At 75.1% G+C, this 20,500-nt stretch carries 17 protein-coding genes; 7 read left to right on the top strand and 10 right to left on the bottom strand.

Annotated features, from left to right (window positions below; all coding sequences use genetic code 11):
- The first annotated feature begins 12 nt into the window (after window positions 1–12).
- Both purD and O7633_RS19820 read left to right on the top strand, forming a co-directional pair.
- Window positions 13–1,263 (top strand): phosphoribosylamine--glycine ligase, encoded by a 1,251-nt coding sequence (gene purD, locus O7633_RS19815; RefSeq protein WP_282323481.1) that lies wholly within the window; start codon window positions 13–15, stop codon window positions 1,261–1,263.
- Between the two features lie 185 nt (window positions 1,264–1,448).
- Window positions 1,449–3,107 carry a hypothetical protein gene (locus O7633_RS19820; protein WP_282323482.1) on the top strand — a complete coding sequence of 553 codons (1,659 nt, stop codon included), beginning with the start codon at window positions 1,449–1,451 and terminating at the stop codon, window positions 3,105–3,107.
- Here the strand turns inward: O7633_RS19820 and O7633_RS19825 are convergent.
- The 3 genes from O7633_RS19825 to O7633_RS19835 all read right to left on the bottom strand — a co-directional run bounded on the left by O7633_RS19825 (window position 3,095) and on the right by O7633_RS19835 (window position 6,440).
- The gene (locus tag O7633_RS19825; protein ID WP_282323483.1) at window positions 3,095–4,657 is read right to left on the bottom strand and encodes an AMP-binding protein; all 1,563 of its coding nucleotides are present in this window, start codon (window positions 4,655–4,657) and stop codon (window positions 3,095–3,097) included. The two genes, O7633_RS19820 and O7633_RS19825, sit on opposite strands and share 13 nt — an antisense overlap.
- A gap of 113 nt (window positions 4,658–4,770) precedes the next feature.
- Window positions 4,771–5,985 (bottom strand): acyl-CoA dehydrogenase family protein, encoded by a 1,215-nt coding sequence (locus tag O7633_RS19830; RefSeq protein ID WP_074475611.1) that lies wholly within the window; start codon window positions 5,983–5,985, stop codon window positions 4,771–4,773.
- A gap of 2 nt (window positions 5,986–5,987) precedes the next feature.
- Window positions 5,988–6,440, bottom strand: a complete 453-nt coding sequence (locus O7633_RS19835; protein ID WP_074475610.1) for an SCP2 sterol-binding domain-containing protein — start codon at window positions 6,438–6,440, stop codon at window positions 5,988–5,990.
- Between the two features lie 73 nt (window positions 6,441–6,513).
- On the opposite strand from O7633_RS19835, the gene O7633_RS19840 reads away from it, so the two are divergent.
- Both O7633_RS19840 and O7633_RS19845 read left to right on the top strand, forming a co-directional pair.
- Window positions 6,514–7,149: a TetR/AcrR family transcriptional regulator gene (locus tag O7633_RS19840; protein WP_282323484.1), complete on the top strand. Its 636-nt coding sequence runs from the start codon at window positions 6,514–6,516 to the stop codon at window positions 7,147–7,149.
- 94 nt (window positions 7,150–7,243) lie between these two features.
- Window positions 7,244–8,470 (top strand): hypothetical protein, encoded by a 1,227-nt coding sequence (locus O7633_RS19845; protein WP_282323485.1) that lies wholly within the window; start codon window positions 7,244–7,246, stop codon window positions 8,468–8,470.
- 72 nt (window positions 8,471–8,542) lie between these two features.
- Here O7633_RS19845 and O7633_RS19850 read toward each other — a convergent pair whose 3' ends face one another.
- From O7633_RS19850 to O7633_RS19880, 7 genes are all read right to left on the bottom strand, one after another.
- Window positions 8,543–9,160: a DedA family protein gene (locus tag O7633_RS19850; RefSeq protein WP_074475607.1), complete on the bottom strand. Its 618-nt coding sequence runs from the start codon at window positions 9,158–9,160 to the stop codon at window positions 8,543–8,545.
- A gap of 42 nt (window positions 9,161–9,202) precedes the next feature.
- A complete protein-coding gene (locus tag O7633_RS19855) occupies window positions 9,203–10,456 on the bottom strand; it encodes an adenylosuccinate synthetase (protein WP_282323486.1) in 1,254 nt (417 codons plus the stop codon).
- Window positions 10,453–11,415, bottom strand: coding sequence for a hypothetical protein (locus O7633_RS19860; RefSeq protein WP_278130629.1), 963 nt, complete (start codon window positions 11,413–11,415; stop codon window positions 10,453–10,455). Before O7633_RS19860 ends, O7633_RS19855 begins: the two co-directional genes overlap by 4 nt.
- Before the next feature lie 10 nt (window positions 11,416–11,425).
- Window positions 11,426–12,412 (bottom strand): serine/threonine protein kinase, encoded by a 987-nt coding sequence (locus O7633_RS19865; protein ID WP_282323487.1) that lies wholly within the window; start codon window positions 12,410–12,412, stop codon window positions 11,426–11,428.
- A complete protein-coding gene (locus O7633_RS19870; RefSeq protein ID WP_074475603.1) occupies window positions 12,409–13,161 on the bottom strand; it encodes an NUDIX domain-containing protein in 753 nt (250 codons plus the stop codon). The genes O7633_RS19865 and O7633_RS19870 overlap by 4 nt, the downstream gene beginning before the upstream one ends.
- A gap of 121 nt (window positions 13,162–13,282) precedes the next feature.
- Entirely contained in the window at window positions 13,283–14,164 is an 882-nt protein-coding gene (locus tag O7633_RS19875; protein WP_282323488.1) for a MaoC/PaaZ C-terminal domain-containing protein, read from the bottom strand.
- The gene (locus O7633_RS19880; protein WP_282323489.1) at window positions 14,164–15,519 is read right to left on the bottom strand and encodes a 3-oxoacyl-ACP reductase; all 1,356 of its coding nucleotides are present in this window, start codon (window positions 15,517–15,519) and stop codon (window positions 14,164–14,166) included. Before O7633_RS19880 ends, O7633_RS19875 begins: the two co-directional genes overlap by 1 nt.
- Before the next feature lie 56 nt (window positions 15,520–15,575).
- Between O7633_RS19880 and O7633_RS19885 the strand changes: the two genes are divergently transcribed.
- The 3 genes from O7633_RS19885 to O7633_RS19895 all read left to right on the top strand — a co-directional run bounded on the left by O7633_RS19885 (window position 15,576) and on the right by O7633_RS19895 (window position 20,471).
- Window positions 15,576–16,868 (top strand): acetyl-CoA C-acetyltransferase, encoded by a 1,293-nt coding sequence (locus O7633_RS19885; RefSeq protein WP_282323490.1) that lies wholly within the window; start codon window positions 15,576–15,578, stop codon window positions 16,866–16,868.
- A gap of 173 nt (window positions 16,869–17,041) precedes the next feature.
- Entirely contained in the window at window positions 17,042–18,097 is a 1,056-nt protein-coding gene (locus tag O7633_RS19890) for a glycosyltransferase family 2 protein (protein ID WP_282323491.1), read from the top strand.
- Window positions 18,090–20,471 carry a hypothetical protein gene (locus O7633_RS19895; protein WP_282323492.1) on the top strand — a complete coding sequence of 794 codons (2,382 nt, stop codon included), beginning with the start codon at window positions 18,090–18,092 and terminating at the stop codon, window positions 20,469–20,471. The genes O7633_RS19890 and O7633_RS19895 overlap by 8 nt, the downstream gene beginning before the upstream one ends.
- Window positions 20,472–20,500 lie beyond the last annotated feature (29 nt).

Genomic DNA, 20,500 nt, shown 5'->3' on the forward strand with positions numbered 1-20,500 from the left:
GAGTCCGTGGGCGTGCGCGTACTTCTTCTGGGTGGTGGCGGGCGGGAGCATGCGCTCGCCCTGGGGCTCGCAGCCGATCCGGCCGTCGAGGTGTTGATCGCGGCGCCGGGTAATCCGGGGATCGCCGAGGTCGCCGAGCTGCGGCCGGTGGACGCCGCCGACCCCGCCGCCGTCGCCGCGCTCGCCGTGGAGACCGGCGTCGACCTGGTGGTGATCGGCCCCGAGGCGCCGCTGGTGGCCGGGGTCGCCGACGCCGTACGCGCCAAGGGCATCGCCGCGTTCGGGCCGTCCGCCGAGGCCGCCCGGCTGGAGGGCTCGAAGGCGTTCGCCAAGGACGTGATGACCGCCGCCGGGGTGCCCACCGCGCGCGCGTACACCTGCACCGACCCGGAGGGCACGGCGCGGGCGCTTGACGAGTTCGGCCCGCCGTACGTGGTGAAGAACGACGGGCTGGCCGCCGGCAAGGGCGTCGTCGTCACCGACGACCGGGCCGCCGCGCTGGCGCACGCCGCCGAGTGCGGCCGGGTCGTCGTCGAGGAACACCTGGCGGGCCCCGAGGTCTCCCTCTTCGTGGTCACCGACGGCGAGGCGGCGCTGCCGCTGCTGCCCGCGCAGGACTTCAAGCGCGTCGGCGACGGCGACGCCGGGCCGAACACCGGCGGCATGGGGGCGTACGCGCCGCTGCCCTGGGCCCCGCCCGGCCTCGTCGACGAGGTCATGGCCGACGTCGTCCACCCCACGCTGGCCGAGATGCGCCGTCGGGGCACCCCGTTCGCCGGCCTGCTCTACGTCGGCCTGGCGATGACCGCCGCCGGCCCCCGGGTGATCGAGTTCAACGCCCGCTTCGGCGACCCGGAGACGCAGGTCGTGCTGGCGCTGCTGGAGACGCCGCTTGGCGGCCTGCTGCACGCCGCCGCCACCGGCGCCCTGGCCGACCACCCGCCGCTGCGTTGGCGCGACGGCGCGGCGGTGACCGTGGTCGTGGCCGCCGGCAACTACCCGGGCACCCCGCGCACCGGCGACGTGATCACCGGTGCCGACCGCCCGGGAGTCATCCACGCGGGCACCGCCCGCCGGGCCGCCGACGGCGCGTTGCTCTCCGCCGGGGGCCGGGTCCTCTGCGGTACGGCCACCGGCCCCACCCTCGCCGCCGCGCGCGACGCCGCGTACGAGCTGGTGGGCGGCATCGGGTTGGCGGGTTCGCACCACCGCACCGACATCGCCGCCGCAGCCATCGACGGCAGGATCACGATCCCCGGCTGACCGGGGACCGGTCGGTCACTGGTCAACCCGAATGTCGGGAATCTGCGCGAACGTTCGCGTATGCGTGTGGCGACGTTCTGCCGCAGTAACCTTTGTCGATGGCCTTCATCGGGAGCGCGTCTCGCGGGCTGAGTGGCTACGATCTCGCGGTCCGCTGTCCCGGCGCCCCTGCGGCACCGAACGGCGTGAAGACGGTCGACCTCCGGCTCGGCGACGGTTGGGACGACGATCCGGTCGGTCGGGCGGTCGAGGCGTTGGAGCGGAGCAGCCTGGGACGCGCGGACTTCAAGTCCCGGGTGGTCCTCCTCGCGAACGACGACACTGGCGGCGCGCGGGAGACGCTCGTGCTCTATGCGGCGCTGTACGGGCTCGCGGGTCGGCATGTCGACGTCTACGCGGGCGGCACGGTGCTCGAACTCTCCAGGCCGGACTGGGCGACCGGTGACCTGCCTGATGCGGGCCGCCCACCCAGGTGGCTTCCGTGGGCCCAGGCGGGCGGTCCGCCGCCGGAGGGCATCCCCTGGGTCCCGTTGGAAGGGAACGACCCCGACCAGGTGACGGTGATCAGGCACGCCAACCGGTTGCGGTTCGTGCCGCCCGCTGGGACCCGACCGGCGGTGGAGGCGTTCGTCCGGGTGGCGGCGATCCGGAGGCGTCCCAAGGGCGAGCGCTTCCCGCACCTGTCGACCGGCCACGAGCCCGTGCCGACCAGGAAGGACGATCCATTTCAGGGTATCGACCTGTACGCGGTCGTCGACGCCGCCCGACGGTACCAGGAGGAGCAGCGTCGGTCGGCGGCCGACGCGGCGACGGTCGTGGCACCGCGAGAGGTCTCGCCACGGCTACGGCGGATCGCCGAGGCCAACCGGGTGGATGTCGCGTCCGTTCTCCAGCGGCTCGGATTCTCCCAGGGCGAGTCCGGGAAGTGGCGCTGCCCCTGGTCGGGCGCGCATCCGGACAGCACCCTGGCGGACACGGTGCACGTCACCGACGACAACCGAGCCAGGTGCAAAAGTTGTCCCCAGTGGGAGTTGGCACCCGTCGCGTTGGTGGCCGAGACGCGCGAGTTGGCCCCGGACGAGGCGGTCAGCTTCGTCCTCGACGACGACGCGGCGGTGGAGGTCGGCGCGACGGTCACCGCACGCGTCACCGGAGGTAAGGCGGCCGGCTACACCTGCACGGTCGACGATGGCGGCCGCAGCCGATCCGCTCTGTTGTTCCGTCCGCGCCACGGTGACCTGCCCGAGGGGATCCAACCGGTCACATGGTCGGTTGGCGACCGGGTTACCGCCATGGTCACCGATGTGCGGCCGGGACCAGACGGTCGGCTGATGCTGTCCGCCACGGCACCCGAGTTGGTGACCCGGATCCTGGGGGTCTTCGTCAACGAACTGTGCTCGGGACGAGTCGTGATCATGAAGGTCGCGCGGGTCGTCGGCACCCGGACGAAGGTCGCCGTCGCCCGGACCACGGAGAGTGGTTCGGACGCGCGGGGGGCCGTCATCGGCCACGGGGTGGCCCGGTTGCGGGGTGCGCAGCGGATGCTCGACCGGGCCTTCGGCCGCGAGCGCCTGGAGATCATCGACTATGCGCGGGACCCTCGGACCTATCTCGTCAACGCCATGAAGCCGACCCGAGTCGAGGACCTGCTCATCCGGGACGGTCACGCGGTGGTGGCCGTCGAGCGGCACCTCTACCGTGGCGGCATCGGTCAGGGCGGCCTCAACGCGCAACTCGCCGGCGCACTGACCGGCCTCTACGTCCGCATCGTGCCGACCGGCACCGACCTCACCGCGGCCCTGGACGAACTCATCGCCGAGCGGTCGCCCGGTCAGGCGAAGTAGCGGCGCAGCTCGCGGGTGAGCACCTTGCCGGTGGCGTTGCGCGGCAGGTACTTCACGAAGACCACGTCGCGGGGGACGCTGAACCGGGCCAGGTAGTGCCGGACGTACTCGCGGACCGCCTCCGGGTCCAGGGTCTCGCCGGGATGCAGGGCGAGGAACGCGGCGAGCCGCTGGCCGTACTCGTCGTCGGGCACGCCGATGACGGCCACCTCGCGCACCTGGGGCAGCCGGGCGACCAGGTCCTCCACCTCGGACGGGAAGACGTTCTCCCCGCCGGAGACGATCATGTCGTCGGCCCGCCCGTCGACGAAGAGCAGCCCGTCGGCGTCGACCCGGCCGAGGTCGCCGGTGTCCAGCAGCCCGTCCCGGCTCTCCCGGGCGGCACCCGAGGTGTAGCCCTCGAAGAGCATCTCGTTGCCGACGAAGATCCGCCCGACCCGGCCGGCGGGGACCGGTCGGCCCTCGTCGTCGAGGATGCGCAGCCGGGTGCCGTGCGGCGGGCGGCCGGCGGTGGTCGGTGCGGCCCGCAGCTCGGCGGGCCCGGCGATGGACGCCCAGGACACCTCGGTCGAGCCGTACAGGTTGTAGAGGACGTCGCCGTAGGTGTCCATGAAGCGCAGCGCGAGCCCGCCGGGCAGCGCCGACCCGCTGAGGGCGACCACCTTCAGGGGCGGCCTCGGGTCGGGCGGTGGCACCTCCATCAGGCGCTGCACCATCACCGGCACGGCGAACATGGCGTCGCAGCGGCGCGCCACGAGCGCGTCGAGCGTGGCGGCCGGGTCGAAGCGGCGGTGCAGCACGATCGTGGCCCGCAGGGCGAAGCAGACCTGGAGGGCCGCGTACCCCCAGGTGTGGAACAGCGGCGCGGCGATCAGCACGGTGTCCCGGACGCGCAGCGGGATGCGGTCGATGATGGAGACCAGCGGGCCGAAGCCGTGCGGGGTGGGCCGGCGTGCCCCCTTGGGCGCGCCGGTGGTGCCGGAGGTCAGCACGATGGTGCGGCCCTCGCGCGGCGGCGGCTGGAGGTCGCCGGGCAGCGCCGCCGCGATCAGCTCCGCCAGCCGGGCCTCGTCGACGCGGTGCAGGTCGGCGGGGAGGCCGAGGGTCCGCTCGGCGAACTCGGCGTCGTGCACGAGGACCCTGAGCCGTTGCTCCTCGGCGACGGTGGCGAGCTGCGCGGGCGAGAGCCCGGTGTTGACCAGCACCGCGTCCGCGCCGAGCAGGGTGGCCGCGACCATGGCTTCGATCAGCCCGTGGTGGTTGCGGCAGAGCAGCCCGATGCGGTCCCCGCTGTGCACGCCGAGCCCGCCGCGCAGCGACTTCGCCAGCCGTTCGGCGCGGTCGAGCAGGGTGCCGTACGTCAGCTCGGCGCCCTGCTCGTCGACGACGGCGGCGCGGCCCGGGTCCCGGGCGGCGGCCTGGCGCAGCTCGCCGGCGAGGCTCCAGCCCCACCGGCGCAGCGCGTTGAGCTGGGCGGCGACCCGGATCGGCTGGCCCGGGGTGAGCAGCCCGCGCCGGGTCAGCGTGGCGACGGTGAACGGCAGATCCATCCGCGGGCCTCCCTCGGGCGAGCGGGACCCACCCGGCGACCGTGCGGCGCGGACCGGGTCGGGTCTGGGTGGGGTCGAGCCGGCGCGGCCCGGGTGGGGTCGGCCGGCCCGGGTCAGCGGACGTGGACGCCGGAGATGGCGCGGGAGATCACCAGGCGTTGGATCTCCGACGTGCCCTCGAAGATGGTGTAGATCTTGGCGTCCCGGTACCAGCGCTCGACCGGGTGGTCCCGCAGGAAGCCGGCCCCGCCGAGCAGCTGCACGGCCTTCTCGGTGACCGACACGGCCACCTCGCCGGCCTTGAGCTTGGACATCGAGCCCTCGCCGGCGGTGAACGGGCGGTTGTTGCGCCCCATCCAGGAGGCCCGCCAGACCAGCAGCCGGGCGGCGTCGATCTCCATCTTCATGTCGGCCAGCGCGAACGCGACCGCCTGGTTCTCGATGATCGGCCGACCGAACTGCACCCGGTCCTTGGCGTAGTCGAGCGCGTACTCGTAGGCGGCGCGGGCCACGCCGAGCGCCTGCGCGCCGACGGTCGGCCGGGACAGCTCGAACGTGCGCATGGCGGCCTGGCCGGAGGCCCGTTGGCCGGATCGGGCGCGGGCCAGCCGCTCGTCGAGGGCCTCCTTGCCGCCGAGCAGGCAGCGGCCGGGGACCCGGACGTCGTCGAGGAAGACGTCCGCCGTGTGCGAGGCGCGCAGCCCCAGCTTGCGCAGCTTCCGGGTCGCGCTCAACCCGGCGGTGCCCGGGGGTACGACGAACGCGGCCTGCCCGCGCGAGCCGAGCGTCGGGTCGACCGAGGCGGTGACGACGTGCACCCCGGCGATCCCGCCGTTGGTGGCGTACGCCTTCTGCCCGCGCAGCACCCACTCGTCGGTGGCCTCGTCGTAGACGGCCCGGGTGCGCATCGCGCCGACGTCGGAGCCGGCCTCCGGCTCGGTGGTGCAGAACGCCGCGACGGCCGGGGAGTCGGCGTCGCCGAAGCACTGGGGGACCCACTCGACGAGCTGGTCGGGGGTGCCCGCGCCGTAGATGGCGGCGACGGCCAGCGAGGTGCCGAAGATGCCCAGACCGATGCCGGCGTCGCCCCAGAAGAGCTCCTCGCTGGCGATCGGCAGGGACAGGCCGGTGGGGTCGGCCCAGCAGGTGGCGAGGAACTCGAAGCCGTAGAGCCCGACCTTCGCCGCCTCGGCGATCACGGGCCAGGGGGTCTCCTCGCGCTCGTCCCACTCGGCGGCGGCCGGGCGCACGACCTCGGCGGCGAAGCCGTGCACCCAGTCCCGCAGGTCCCGCTGTTCCTCGTTCAGGTCGAGCGAGAACTCGGCCATCGTCAGCCCTTGGGGATGTCGAACAGGTTGGCGATGTTGGCCGCGAGGCCGAGGTCGCCCTTGGCCTTCAGCTTGCCGGTCATGAACATCATCACCGGGTTCGCGCCACCGGAGACGATCTTCAGGAACTCCAGGGGACCCATGGTGAGGCTCAGCTTGGGGTCGTGCTGCGGGGTCTCGTTGACCGTGCACGCGCCGTCGGCGACGACGATCTCGTAGGTGTCGGTGCCGCCGTCGGGGCGGCCGGTGATGCCCCAGTGGATCACCGCGCTGGTCGAGCCGGCCCGGTCGGCGCGGAACAGCGTGGGCATCCGGCCGAAGACCTCGCTCAGGACCTTGCCGCGCAGCTCGCCGGACATCACCTCGACGATCTTGTCGTCGGGGGTGGACTTGACCAGCTGGGCGAACTCCTTGGGGCCGTAGTTGGCGAAGTTTGCCGGGTCGAAGTCAGTCATGGAAAGGAACCTCTCGCGCGGTGACTGTGGTTACTCTAGCGTAACCTTACGCACGAGTAGGTATGCTCGCAAGGTGCCCGGCACCCCCACGTTCAAGCGCCTCCCCCGGGCCGTACGCGAGCAGCAGATGCTCGACGCGGCCGTCCGGGTCTTCTCCCGACGCGGCTTCCACGCGGCCAGCATGGACGAGATCGCCGAGGACGCCGGCATTTCCAAACCCATGGTGTACGCGTACCTGGGCAGCAAGGAGGAGCTCTTCGTCGCCTGCCTGCACCGCGAGGGCACCCGCATGATGGAGGCCATCGCCGGGGCCGCCGCCCCCGACCTCGACGCCGACGAGCGGCTCTGGCGCGGGCTGCGCGCGTTCTTCGGATTCGTCGGGGCGCACCGCGACGGCTGGGCGGTGCTCTACCGGCAGGCCCGCGGCTCCCAGCCGTTCGCCGGGGAACTCGCCGCCATGCGGGCCCGGCTCGTCGAGGTGGTCGCCGGCATGCTCGACCACGCGCTGCGCGCCCGGGGCCGCGAGGTGAGCGCCACCGACCTGGAGGTCGTCGCGTACGCCCTGGTCGGCGCGAGCGAGTCGCTGGGCGACTGGCTCGCCGACCATCCGGACGCCGACCCGGAGAAGACCGCCACCCGGATGATGAACGTCGCCTGGCTCGGCGCCGACCAGCTCCTGCGCGGCCTCACCTGGCACCCCGAGGGGTAAGGAAGGGCACCTTGTTAACGCTTTCCGTATAGGAAGGGCCCCCTGTTAACCCGCCGGACCGGGGAATGTCGGTGGGGTTCGCGAGGATGGGCGCGTGTTCGACGGAATCGACGACATCGACTGGCGGCGGCTCGGCCACGCCTACGGCTCGGCCGGGGACGTGCCCGGCCAACTCCGCGCCCTGCGCTCGCCCGCCGAGGATGAGCGGCAGGCCGCCTTCGGCGCGCTCTACGCCAACATCTTCCACCAGGGCTCCCGCTACGAGGCGTCGGCGTACGCCGTGCCGTTCCTGCTGGAGCTGCTCGCCGACCCGGCCACCCCCGACCGGGAGCTGGTGCTCTACCTGGTGACGGCGCTCGCGGTGGGCTACGACGAGCGGTGGCTGCCCGAGGGCGTCCCGGTGGCCGAGTTCCGCCGGGCCGCCGCCGGCGGGCGGGAGCTGCTCGCCGCCAAGCCGCCGCCGTGGCACGGCGACGACGAGACCCAGAAGGAGCACGTCGAGTACGCGTACGTGGAGTCGCTCGACGAGGCGGACCAGCAGCGGCTGTGGGCCTACGTCGAGCTGGCCGTCTACGACGCCGTGCGGGCCGGCGTGCCCCTGTTCCGCGACCTGCTCACCGACGACGACCCGGGGCTGCGCGCCGGGGCGGCGTACGCGCTCGCCTGGTTCCCGGAGGACGCGGCCGGCAGCCTCCCGGCGGTCGTCGCGGCGGCCGAAGCCGCGGCACAGGTGGACGAGGACGAGGCAGCGACCGCCCTGGTGGCGGCCGGGTTGCTCGGCGCCGCGCCCGACGCCGGCCTGTTGACCGACCCGCGCCCGGTGATCCGCTGGGCCGCCGCGGTCGGCCGGGCCCGGGTGCTCGGCGTCGACGCCGACCAGGCGACGGTCGACGAGCTGCTCGCCTGGACGGCCGCCGGTCCGGGAAACCGGTTGGCGGCCGACGGGGCCGAGGTGCCGTTCCTCGACGGCGACCTCCACGGGTACGCGGGGCTGTCCCTGCGCCTGCTCGGCCCCCGGCACACCGATCGGGCGTTCGACGCGCTGCTCGACCGGCTGCCCGCCGTCACCGGCGAGCAGACGTTGCCGGTGACGGCCGAGGCCCTGCGCCTGGCGTTTCCCGAGGGCAGGTTGGCCAGGGGTGTGCCGTGTGCGGCGCTGGCTCCCCGGCAGCGTCGGCTCGTCGAGGTGCTGGCCCGGTCGCCCGAGGTGTGGCTGATCGGTGGCTCGACGTTCGGCAACTTCAGCCTGCTCGTCGGCGACTACGGCCTGCCGCGCAGCCGGGAGGCGATGCTGGCCTACCTGGAAGGCACTCCGACCTGACCCTCGACGGCCCCGGCCTCCGACCCGCCGGGGCCGTAGGCCGGTCAGCGCCCGGCCAGCCGGGTGGGTCGCTCAGCGCCGGTCGGCGGCGCGGCGGCGGGCGCGGAGCCGACACCAGCGGGCGGCCTCCAGCAGGCCGGTGATCGCGACCGACAGCCCGATCCCGGCCAGGATGCCCAGCACGGGCTCCCGCTCGAAGGCCAGCCCGCCGAAGTAGCCGAGCAGCCCGCAGTACGCCGCCCAGGTGCCGGCGGCCAGCGCGTCGAAGAGCACGAACGACCGCAGCGGATAGCGGACCGCGCCCATCGTCAGGGTCACCGCCGTGCGCCCGCCGGGGACGTAGCGGGCGGTGGTGAGCATCATGCCGCCGCGCCGGTCGACCGCCCGGCGGGCCCACTCCGACCCGGCGCGCCGCCGGCTGTCCGCCGGCAACCGGGCCAGCCGGTGCGCGCCGCCGCGGCGGCCGATGGCGTACGACAGGTGGTCGCCGGCCAGCGCGCCGCCCGCGGCGAGCACGATCACCATGGTCAGGTCCGGCTTCCCGCCGACCGCGAAGACCCCGGCGGTCACCACGATCGTCTCGCCGGGCACCGCCGGGAAGACGGCGTCGACGGCGGTGACCGCGAAGATCACCAGGTACACCCACGGCGAGGTGACCGTGTCGTGGAGCAGGCCGAGGACCGACTGCATGCCCTCATGCTCTGCCGTCGCGGCGTTAGGAAGGGGCCCTTCCTATACAAAAGGCGTTAACAAGGTGCCCTTCCTTACCCGCTTGCCCTCGGCGGTGGGGGAGTGGGAGGTGAGCGTCACCGGCGCGCCCAGCGCCTCCTCGACCGCCGCCGGCCAGTCGGCCGGCGGGCCGTCGTCGTAGTCGGGGCGGGCCGCGAGCAGGCGGGCGGTGAGGGCGGCCTGGCGGTCCAGGTCGCCGGGCGGGCCGGGCTCAAGGCGGTCCATGCCGTCGTAGCGGCGGCAGATCCGCAGGCCCCGGTGGGCCAGGTCGAGGTGGGTGAGGGCGAGCCCGTCGACGCCGCCGGCCGCGGCGAGGGCGTACCGGTGGGCGACCGCGTCGAAGTGGCCGAACCGGAACCGGCCCTGCCACGGGTTGGTCGCGTTGTGCGCGTCGGCCAGCGGCAGCGTCGCATCCTCGGTGACCAACGGGCCGGGGCCGTGCCGGGTGGTGGTGATCCGCAGCACGCCCAGCCGCTCGGCGGTGCCGGCGAGCCCCGCCTCGGCGAGCAGCCCCTCGGCGTTGGCGAACGTGGTGGTGCTCCACGTCGTGTACGGGTGGAAGCCGTGCCACTCGTCGAGCAGCACCCCCTGCGCGCCTTCGAAGACGCAGGTCCCGGCGCGCAGCACCCCGGCGAGGTGGGACCGGTCGACGATCGCCACCCGGTCGGCGAACGCGGTGAACGCGGGCAGGCAGTCGTCGACGGGCGGGGCGTCCAGCGGGCCGAGTTCGGCGGTGAGCCGGTCGCGCAGGGCGGCCAGCCGGCGGCGCAGCACGGCCGGGGTGCGGCAGTCCGCCACCCGGGGCGCGGAGTCGGGGTGGGCGAGCCCGTACGCGACGGCCTCGCCCACCCCCAGCCCGCAGGAGCCGTGCCGGTCGGCCCCGCGGGCCAGCTCGCGGGCCCGGTTGGCGGCCCGGTGGTACGGGGTGGCCAGCAGCGCCTCCCCGTCGACGGTGAGTCGGTCGAGCGCGTCGGGCACGCCCACCGTGGCGAGGTGGTCGGCCTCGGCGGCCAGGGCGAGCGGGTCCACCACCACGTGCCGGGACAGGTGGGTCCGCACGCCGGGGCGGAAGGTGCCCGCCCCGAACTGCGCGAACGTGTGGTGCCGCCCGTCGCGCAGGACGACGTTGTGCGCCGCCTGCGCGCCCCCGTTGAAGCGGATCACCGTGTGGACGGGCCGGGTGGCGCAGAGCCAGTCCACGACGGTGCCCTTGCCTGCGTCGCCGTAGCCGAGGTCGACCACCAGCACGTGGTTCACAGCCGGGTCACCCCACGGGTGGGCGGGGTCGACGGGGCGGGCAGCGTGGCCACCTGGTCGCGGGCGCCCCGGCCGAGGCGGGCCAGCGCCTTCGACACGGTGCCGGTGGCCTTCGAGCCGGCCTTCCTGAGGTCGGCGATGCCCTGGTCGAGGTCGACGGCCTGCTCCCCGAGGCCGACGGTGAGCGCGATGGTCTCGCAGACCGCGTCGAGGTCGTCGAGCACGACGGCGTTCTGCCCGAGCAGGTCGCGCCAGAAGTCCAGCACCTTCGTGTTGCCCGCGTAGCTGCTGCCGGCGGGGAGCAGGTAGTAGGTGTCCCAGCGCCGGGTCACCTCGTCGACGATCTGCGCCAGCGGCACGTCCTCGCGGAGGTCGTCGCCGATGAGCCGGCTCACCTGCCGCCGGTCGACCCGGGGGTAGGCCAGCTCGTCGCCGATGATGAACAGGTAGCCGCGCCGGCCGCGCTTCTCCCAGCAGTCGGTGACGGTGTGCCGGGCCATGAAGTACATGGCCAGCTCGTACGACTCGGTCATCTGGCCGCCGCCGCCGCCCTCCAGCACGATCCGGCCGAGGTCGTCGTCCATCCGGTTGTCCGACTCGAACTGCCCGACCTGCAACGGCACCCGGTCGCAGGTGGCGTCGCCGATCGCGCCGAACATGATCTGCGGGTCGCGGGCGTACCCCTGGCGGAGCAGGAGCCCGAGCAGCTGCGGCAGCTTGGCCTGGAGGGTGCGGGGCACGTTCCGCATGGAGCCGGTGACGTCGAACAGCACCGTGATGGCCGTCGACTGCGGGTGCTCGGCCGAGTCGCGGCTCTCCCGCATCGCGTCGCGCGGGTCGAGCGCGGGGTGCACCTCGCGCGCCCCGCTGTCGCTGTAGGCGAAGGCGCTCTTGCCGGTGGCCCGGCGGTACCGGTCGGCGGCGTCGTACACGTCGGTGGACCACATTCCACTGCCCATGGCAGCCTCCTTAGGGGTTGAGGGTGAAGGGTCGGAAGGTGCGCGGCCCGTAGAGCCGTTCGAGCACCTCGTCCAGTTCGCGCAGCAGTCGCCACGCGTCGTCGGGTCGGGACGCCAGCGCCGGGCGGCGGCAGCCGTGGGCGAAGGCGCGCAGCTCGCGTGGGGCCCGGTCGCCCATCAGCCACGCCATGCACGTGGCGGCCATCGCCAGGTCGGTGCCGGGCCCGCAGGGCCGCCGGGCGGCGACCTCCGGCGGGTACCAGTCCTCGTGGCCGGGCACCAGCGCGGGGACCGTGCCCCCGGTGGCGGCGGAGAAGCACCAGTCGACGAGCACCACGCCGTGCCCGTCGGGCTCGATCAGCACGTGCCGGGGCAGCACCGCGCCGTGCACGATGCCGGCCCGGTGGGCCAGGCCGAGGGCGACCAGCAGCCGCCGCCACATCCAGGCCGCGTCCCGTCCGTCGAGCCCGTCGGGGTACGCGCGGCGCACCTCGTCGAGGCTGTGCAGGCCGGGCGCGGTGGCCAGCACGCTGATCCGCCGTTCCGCCCCGGTGGCCGGGTCCCGGTGCCGGAGGGTGTCGACGAGCCGGGGCACGTACGGCAGGTAGCGGGGGTCGCCGCGTTCGGCGATGGTGCGCAGCGCGTGCTGCTCGCGGGCGACGAGGTCGTTGTCGGCGGGGTCGCGGGGCAGCTTGAGCAGCCGGTCCGACCCGACGTCGTAGAGGTCGGCGAGGTCGCCGGTGTGGGCGAGCGGGCCGAGCCGGTGGCCGCCGAGGACGATCGGGTCGGCGCTGGCCCGCCCGGCCCGCCACCGGTTGGTGACCTGCACGAACGCGTCGGTGGCGGCGGCGCGTACGGCCGGGTCGAGCGCGCCCAGCCGGTCGGGGTGCAGGGCCGCGACCAGCTCGCGGTAGCGGTGGGCCGACGGGTCGACGCCGAACAGGTCGGCGTCGGTGCGGGCGGCGGTGACCAGCCGGATCGCCTCGTGGGTGTTCACCGCACCGTCTCCTCCCGGGCGGGGCGCAGCAGCGCCGGGTGCAGCAGCCGGGCGTCGCCGGCCCGGTAGAGCTTGGCGCGGGGGCCGCCGCGCGTGCCGCCGCGTTCGGTGCTCGCGCCGGTGCTGTCGACGAAGCCCGGCACGGAGAGCACCTTGCGGTGGAAGTTGCCGGGGTGCAGCGGGTGCCCCCAGACGGTCTCGTAGACGGCCCGCAGCTCGCTGATGGTGAACTCGGTGTCGAGGAAGCGGGTGGCCAGCGGGGTGTATTCCAGCTTGGACCGGGCCCGCTCCAGGCCGTCGTCGATGATCCGGTCGTGGTCGAAGGCGAGCTGCCGGCTGCTCAGCGCGGTCACGGGCAGCCAGATCGCGTCGTCGGCGTCGCTGCCGGCGGCCGGGTCGGGCAGGTCGGGGGCGAACGCGAGGTAGGCCACCGAGACGATCCGCATCCGGGGGTCACGGTCGGGGTCGCCGTAGCTGGCGAGCTGCTCCAGGTGGACCCGGCGCAGCCGCTCGCCGCCGAGGCCGGTCTCCTCGGCCAGCTCCCGTCGCGCCCCGGTCGTCAGGTCCTCGTCGGGGCGGACGAACCCGCCGGGCAGGGCCCAGTGGCCCTCGAACGGGGGCACGCCCCGGCGGACGAGCAGCAGGTGCAGCGCGTCGGACCGGACGGTCAGGGCGACCACGTCGACGGTGACGGCGACCGCCGGGTAGGCCCGGGGGTCGTAGGCGGCGAGGAACTCCTGCTCGTTCACGGCGTCTCTCTCACTCTGAGAACATCTCAACGTGAGAACAACTTAGCGCACGAAAGAGTGAATGCCAAGCCCTCGCGCCGGGACACCAGCCTGAGTCGCCGATCAGCGCAAGAAACCCCGGTCAGCGCACGGAGCCCGCCAGGTGCGGCCTGCCGCTGCGCGCGTCGTGCAGGGCGAACTCCCAGGCCGGGCCGTCGGCGGTGGCGGTGAAGGCCACCGTGGACGGCAGCGGCACCGGCAGCTTGAACGCCACCTCGACCGCGTACGCCTCCGGCAGCCGGCTCTCCAGCGCGGCCAGGCAGCGCGCCTTGCTCCACATGCCGTGCGCGATGGGGCGGGGGAAGCCGAACAGCCGCGCCCCCAGCCGGGACGTGTGGATCGGGTTATGGTCGCCGGAGACCCGCGCGTAGTCCGTGCCCACCCTCGGCGGCACCCGCCAGGAGGCGGTGGCGGCCGGCGCGGCGGGCCGCTCGCCCCGGTCGCGCCGCGCGCCGCCGCCGGCCGTGCGCTCCCTGCCCAGGTACGTCGACACGCCGCGCCACACCTCCGCGCCGCCGACCGCCCCGACCAGCACCACGTCGACCTGCCGACCCCGCTCGTGCGGGCGCAGGTGCTCGGCGTACGCGCGGAAGTCCAGCGTCTCGCCGGCCTCGACCGGCCGGCGCACGGTGATCCGGTTGGCCACGTGCACCAGCCCGACCAGCGGCAGCGGGAACTGCGGCGCGGTCATCAGCCGCAGCGCCAGCGGAAACCCCAGCACGTGCGGGTACGTCCCCGGGAGCCGGTCGGCCAGCCGGAACCCGCAGACCCGGTCGTAGTCGGCCAGGTGCGCCCGGTCGACGGTGACCCCGGCGACGGCCAGCTCGACCTGCGGCAGCGCGTCGCCGCGCCGGCGCCCCGGGCCGGGCAGCGCCCCGAGCAGCGCCCGCCGGTAGAGCGGGCCGGCCTGCGGCAGCCGGGGCAGCTCCAGCAGGGTCCGGCCCTGCGTGTCCGCGTCGGTCATCACGCCCCCAGCAGGCTCTGGCCGCAGACCCGCACGACGTTGCCGCTGACCGCCCCGCTCGCCGGCCAGGCCAGCCAGCCGATCGTCTCGGCGACGTCCACGGGCAGGCCGCCCTGGGCCATGCTGTTCATCCGCCGGCCCGCCTCCCGCACGACGAGCGGGATGCGGGCGGTCAGCCGGGTCTCGATGAACCCGGGGGCGACCGCGTTGACGCTGATCCCGCGCTCGCGCAGGGCCGGGGCGAGCGACTGCACCAGCCCGATCACGCCCGCCTTCGAGGTGGCGTAGTTGGTCTGGCCCCGGTTGCCGGCGATCCCGGCGATCGAGGAGACCGAGACGATCCGCCCGCCGGCCGGGATCAGCCCGCGCTCCAGCAGCACGTCGTTGATGCGTTCCTGGCTGGACAGGTTGACGTCGATGACGCTGTCCCACCGGTCGGCGTCCATCCGGCCCAGCGTCCGGTCCCGGGTGATGCCGGCGTTGTGCACCACCACGTCGACCCGGCCGTGCCGGGACGCGAGATGCCCGGCGAGCCGGGTGGGCGCGTCCGGGGCGGTCAGGTCGAGCTGCACGGCGGTGCCGCCGATCTCGTTGGCGACGGCGGCCAGTTCGTCCCCGGCAGCCGGGACGTCGAGCGCGACGACCTGCGCGCCGTCGCGGGCCAGCACCCGGGCCAGGGCCGCGCCGATGCCCCGGGCCGCCCCGGTCACCAGGACGACCTGGCCGTCGAGCGGCCGGTCCCAGTCGGCCGGCGGCTCGGCCGCGCCGGCGCCGACCCGGACCACCTGCCCCGAGACGTACGCCGAGCGGCCCGAGAGCAGGAACCGCAGGGTGGCCTCCAGGCCGGTGGCCGTGCCGGCGTCGCCGTGCGCCGTGACGTGCACGAGCTGGGCGGTGACGCCCCGGCCGAACTCCTTGCCGATGCTGCGGGTCAGCCCTTCCAGGGCCCGCTGGGCGGTCGCCTCGCGCGGCGTGCCGCACTCGTCGGGCGGGGTGCCGAGCACGATCACCCGGCCGCCGGGCAGCACCGCGCGGGCCCGCGGGTGGAAGAAGTCGTAGAGCTGGCGCAGCCCGGTGGAGTCGGTGATGCCCGTGGCGTCGTACACCAGCGCGCCGAAGCGCTCCTGGGCGTCGGCGGTGGCCGGGTCGCGCAGCTCCACCCCGGCGGCGGTCAGGATCGTGCCGACCGGCCCGGCGAGCCGGCCGCCGGTGGCCGCGCCGAGCAGGGCCGGCCCGGTGAGCAGCGGATCCCCCGGGGCGTGCCGGCGCAGCCGTGGCGGGTCGGGCAGCCCGAGGCGCTTGACCAGCGCGCGGCCGGCCCCCGATCGGACGAAGCTCGCGTACCTGTCGGTCATAGGCGTAGCCTACTGGCCAGTAGGTTGTGGGCAAGCCCTGAAACGGAGGCGGGATCGTGCAGAGCATCCGGCGGGTCGCGGTCATCGGCGGCAACCGCATCCCCTTCGCCCGGTCCAACTCGCGGTATGCCAGCGCCTCGAACTCCGACATGCTCGGCGCGGCCCTCGACGGGCTCGTCGCGCGGTTCGGGCTTGCCGGGCAGCGGGTCGGCGAGGTCGTCGCCGGGGCGGTGCTCAAGCACTCCCGGGACTTCAACCTCACCCGCGAGGTGGTGCTCGGCTCGAAGCTCGACCCGCACACCCCGGCGTACGACATCCAGCAGGCCTGCGGCACCGGCCTGGAGGCGGCGATCCTCGTCGCCAACAAGATCGCCCTCGGGCAGATCGAGGCCGGCATCGCCGGCGGCGTCGACACCACCTCCGACGCCCCGCTGGCCGTCAACGAGGAAATGCGGCGCACCCTGCTCCGGCTCAACTCCGCCCGCACCCTCGGCGAACGGCTGAAGACCGCGGCGAAGCTGCGTCCGCTCCAGCCGTTCCAGCCGGAGATCCCGCGCAACGCCGAGCCGCGCACCGGGCTGTCGATGGGCGAGCACGCCGCCCGCACCGCCCTGCGCTGGCACGTCGACCGGCAGGCCCAGGACGAGCTGGCGCTCCGCTCGCACCAGCGGCTCGCCGCCGCGTACGAGCGGGGGTTCTTCGACGACCTGTTGACCCCCTACCTGGGGCTGACCCGGGACCAGAACCTCCGCCCCGACACCACCGCAGAGAAGCTGGGCTCGCTCAAGCCCGTCTTCGGCCACCGGGGCCCGGACGCCGAACAGGCGACCATGACCGCCGGCAACTCCTCCCCGCTCACCGACGGCGCGTCCACGGTGCTGCTCGCCTCCGAGCAGTGGGCGGCCGAGCGCAACCTGCCGGTGCTCGCCTGGTTCTCCTGGTCGGAGACGGCGGCCGTCGATTTCGTGCACGGCGACGAGGGGCTGCTGATGGCCCCGGCCTACGCCGTGCCCCGGATGCTGGCCCGCGCCGGGCTGACGTTGCAGGACTTCGACTACTACGAGATCCACGAGGCGTTCGCCTCGCAGGTGCTGGCCACCCTCGCCGCCTGGGAGTCGCCGGAGTTCTGCAAGGACCGGCTCGGCCTGGACGCCCCGCTCGGGTCGATCGACCGGGACAAACTCAACGTCAACGGCTCGTCCCTGGCCGCCGGCCACCCGTTCGCCGCCACCGGCGGGCGGATCGTCGCCACGCTGGCCAAGCTGCTCGCCGAGTCGGGTTCCGGGCGGGGGCTGATCTCGATCTGCGCGGCCGGCGGCCAGGGGGTCACCGCGATCCTGGAACGCTGACGCCCGGCCCCGCTGCCTCGCCCCGCTGCCTCGCCCCGCCTCGCCGGGCCGCGCCGCAGCTCGCCGCGCTGACCCGCCGCCGTGCGGCCGTCCGGTGCCGGGCGGCCGACGTTCACCGGGCGTTCAACTCGGTGTGTGGCTGTGGTGGCCTCGGGCCGGCAGGGTGGCCGGCGATGGACATCAGCGCAGCCGGGGCGACACCGGACCTGTCCGTGGTCGTCCCCATGTACAACGAGCAGGACGTCGTCGCGGTGTTCGTCGAGCGGCTCCGGCCGGTGCTCGACCGCACCGACGCCACCTACGAGGTGGTCGCCGTCGACGACGGCAGCCGCGACGCCACGGCCCGGCTGCTGCTCGACCACGCCCGGTCCTGGCCCCAGCTCCGGCTGGTCCGGCTGCGCCGCAACAGCGGCCACCAGGCCGCGCTCACCGCCGGGCTGCACCGGGCCCGGGGCCGCTGGGTGGTCAGCATCGACGCCGACCTCCAGGACCCGCCCGAGGTCATCCCCGAGATGCTGGCCGCCGCCCGCGACCGGGGCGTCGACGTCGTGTACGGGGTGCGCGCCGACCGCAGCACCGACACGCCGTTCAAGCGCGGCACCGCCGGCCTGTACTACCGGCTGATGCGGCGCATCGTCGGCGCGGACCTGCCCGCGCAGGCGGGCGACTTCCGGCTGGTCAGCCGCGACGTGGTGGAGGTGCTGCGCCGGCTGCCCGAGCGCACCCCGGTCTACCGGCTGCTGGTGCCCTCGCTCGGCTTCGCCGCCGCCGAGGTGCGCTACTCCCGCGCGGCGCGGGCCGCCGGGGAGACGAAGTACCCGCTGCGCCGGATGATCGCGCTGGCCTGGGACAGCACGGCGAACTTCACCGCCGCCCCGCTGCGGCTGGCCACCTGGCTCGGCGTGGTCAGCTTCGCGGCCTGCCTGGTGCTGGCCGTCCTCGGCCTGGTCGCGTACGCCGACGGCGCGACCATCCCGGGCTGGACCTCGCTGTTCGTGGCGGTGCTGCTGTTCAGCGCCGTCCAGTTGATCTGCCTCGGGCTGCTCGGCGAGTACGTCGGCCGGATCTACCGCACCGTGCAGGACCGGCCCACCCACCTCGTCGGCTTCGACTCCGCCGAAGCCCGCTTCGACGCCGCCGGGGAACCCTTCCTCCCCGGCGGGGTGCCCGCCGGCCCGGCGTCCGACGCGCCGGCCGTGGCGGTGGCGGCTGGCCGGACCGGTGACTGAACCGGCGGTGCTGACGCAGGACCCGCCGACGGCGTCGGACGCGCCCGCCCCACGCGACGCGCCTGCCGGTCGGGGCGGCCCGGCGGCCCGCCGGGTCGCGGCGGCCCTCGCCTGGTCGACGGTCCTCGGCGCGCTGGTCGCCGGCTGGTGGTGGACGGGCACCCCGGGCGGCGACGTCGCCCGGTACGTCGCCTATTGGGCTCTCGCCCTGGTGCTGCCGGGCACGCTCGCGCACCGGGCGCTGCGGGGCAGCCGGGGCAACCTGCCGGAGGACCTGGGCCACGGTGCCGCCGTCGGCCTGCTGCTGGAACTCGCCGCCTGGGCGCTCGCCACGGCCACCGGCGCCCAGCCGGCGCTGCGCTGGTGGCCGGTGCCGGTGCTGACGCTGTTCGTCGCGGTGCCCCGGCTGCGCCGGCACTGGCGGATCGCCAGCCCCCGGCCGTTGCCGCTGCGCTGGACGCTCGCGGTCGCCGGGGTGCTGGTCCTCGTCGTGGCCTGGGCGGCCGTGGGCTGGCGGGCGAACCCGCTGCCGCCGGTGGACCACGTCTACTACCAGGACCTGCTCTACCACCTGGGGCTGGTGCACGAGCTGACCCGGACGATGCCGTTCGAGCTGCCGCAACTGGCCGGGGAACCGCTGCGCTACCACTACCTGGTCGACGCGCACCTGGCCAGCGCCAGCATGATCACCGGTACGGAACCGGCGACGGTCCTGCTCCGGCTGTGGCTGGTGCCGGTCGCCGCGACGGCGGTCGTCGTCACCGCCGGGCTGGCCCGGGACCTCAGCGGGCGCTGGTGGGCCGGGCCGGTCGCCGCCGCGACCGCGTACCTCGGGGTGTCGCTCTCCCTCGGCTCCGCCGCGACGGCCAGCGGCACCCTCCCGCTGTCCGTGGAGAGCCCCTCGCAGACGTACCTGCTGCCCCTGCTCCTGCTGCTCACCGGCGTCTGTGCGGACGTGGTGCGCGGCCGGCGGCCCGGGTGGGGCTGGGCGCTGGTGCCGGCGGCGGGCCTGGCCGTCGCCGGGGCCAAGTCCAGCGGCCTGCCCCCGCTGATCGCCGGCGTGGCGCTGGCCGGGGTGGTCGTCGCCCGGCGGGCCCGCCGGGTGCCGTGGGCGGTCGTGACGCTGCTCGCGGTGCTGGTCGCGGCGATGGCCGTCGGATACCGGCTGTTCGCCGGGGGCGGCGCGGGGGTGCTCTCCCCGCAGGTGTTCGGGGTGCTGCGGTTCCTCGCGCCGTGGCGGGAGACCGTCGGCGCGGGCGGGGGCATCGCGGCGGGCGGCCTGCTGCCGCCGGGCCTCGCGGCGGCCGGCGTGTCCGGATGGATCTTCGCGCTCGCCGTGCTGGGCTGGTGGTCGGCGCTCCAGGCGCCCCGGTTCGTCGGCGTGCTGCTCCTGGCCCGCCGGGGCACCCGGGGTGACCCGGCGGCGTGGCTGCTGGCCGGGGCGCTGCTGGCCGGGGCGGGCGGCGCCTGGTCCTTCTTCCACCCGTCGGTCAGCCAGCTCTACTTCTTCCTGGCGGTGGTCCCGCTCGGGGCGCTGCTGACCGCGTGGCTGCTGGCCGAGGCGCGCCCGTGGTGGCCGGTCGTGGCGGTCGCCGCGACCGTGGGCGCGGCGGCCCAGTGGCTGCTCGACCCGCCGGCCCCGCCCGAGCGGACCGGGTGGGCCTGGCTGTGGGCGATGGCCGTGCCGGCGGGCCGGGTGCTGGCGCTGGCCGGCGTCGCCGCGCTGCTCGCCGTCCTGCTCGTCGCGCTGCGCGCCCGACGCGCCCGGGGCCCGGCGTCGCCCGGGGGTCGGCTCCCGGCGGTCCTGCTGCTCCGAACGGCGGTGGCCGGGGTGGTCGCCGCGCTGTGCGGGGCGAGCGTGGCCGGCGGCCTAGAGTGGACCGCGCGCCGGATCGGGGACCCGCCCCGGGTGCTCACCGCCGCCGAACGTCCCTGGGCGCTCACCCGGGACGAGGCGCGGGCGGCCCTCTGGCTGGACGCCCACGCCGGCCCGGCGGACGTGGTGGCCACCAACGTGCACTGCCGGCCGGTGCGGACCGTCGCGCACTGCGACGCGCGGGCCTTCTGGGTGAGCGGGCTGGGCGGCCGGCGCACGCTCGTGGAGAGCTGGGGCTACACCGACGCGGCCCTGGCCGGGCACGCCCGGGACGGCTTCTCCTACCCCCGGCAGCCCGCCCCCGACCCGGAGCTGTTCGCCCGCAACGAGCGGCTGTTCACCGCGCCGACCGCCGGGGAGCTGGACCGGGCGCGTCGCGAGGACGGCGTGCGGTGGCTGCTCGCCGACCCGGCCGCCGGCCCGGTGTCGCCGGAGCTGGCCCGGCTCGCCGAACCGGCGTTCGTCGCCGGCCCGGTGACCGTCTACCGGCTGCGCTGACCAACCCCTTACCGGTATAAACAGCACGA

The organism is Micromonospora sp. WMMD712 (assembly GCF_029581295.1).
In the GTDB taxonomy this organism is placed as follows: domain Bacteria; phylum Actinomycetota; class Actinomycetes; order Mycobacteriales; family Micromonosporaceae; genus Micromonospora; species Micromonospora carbonacea.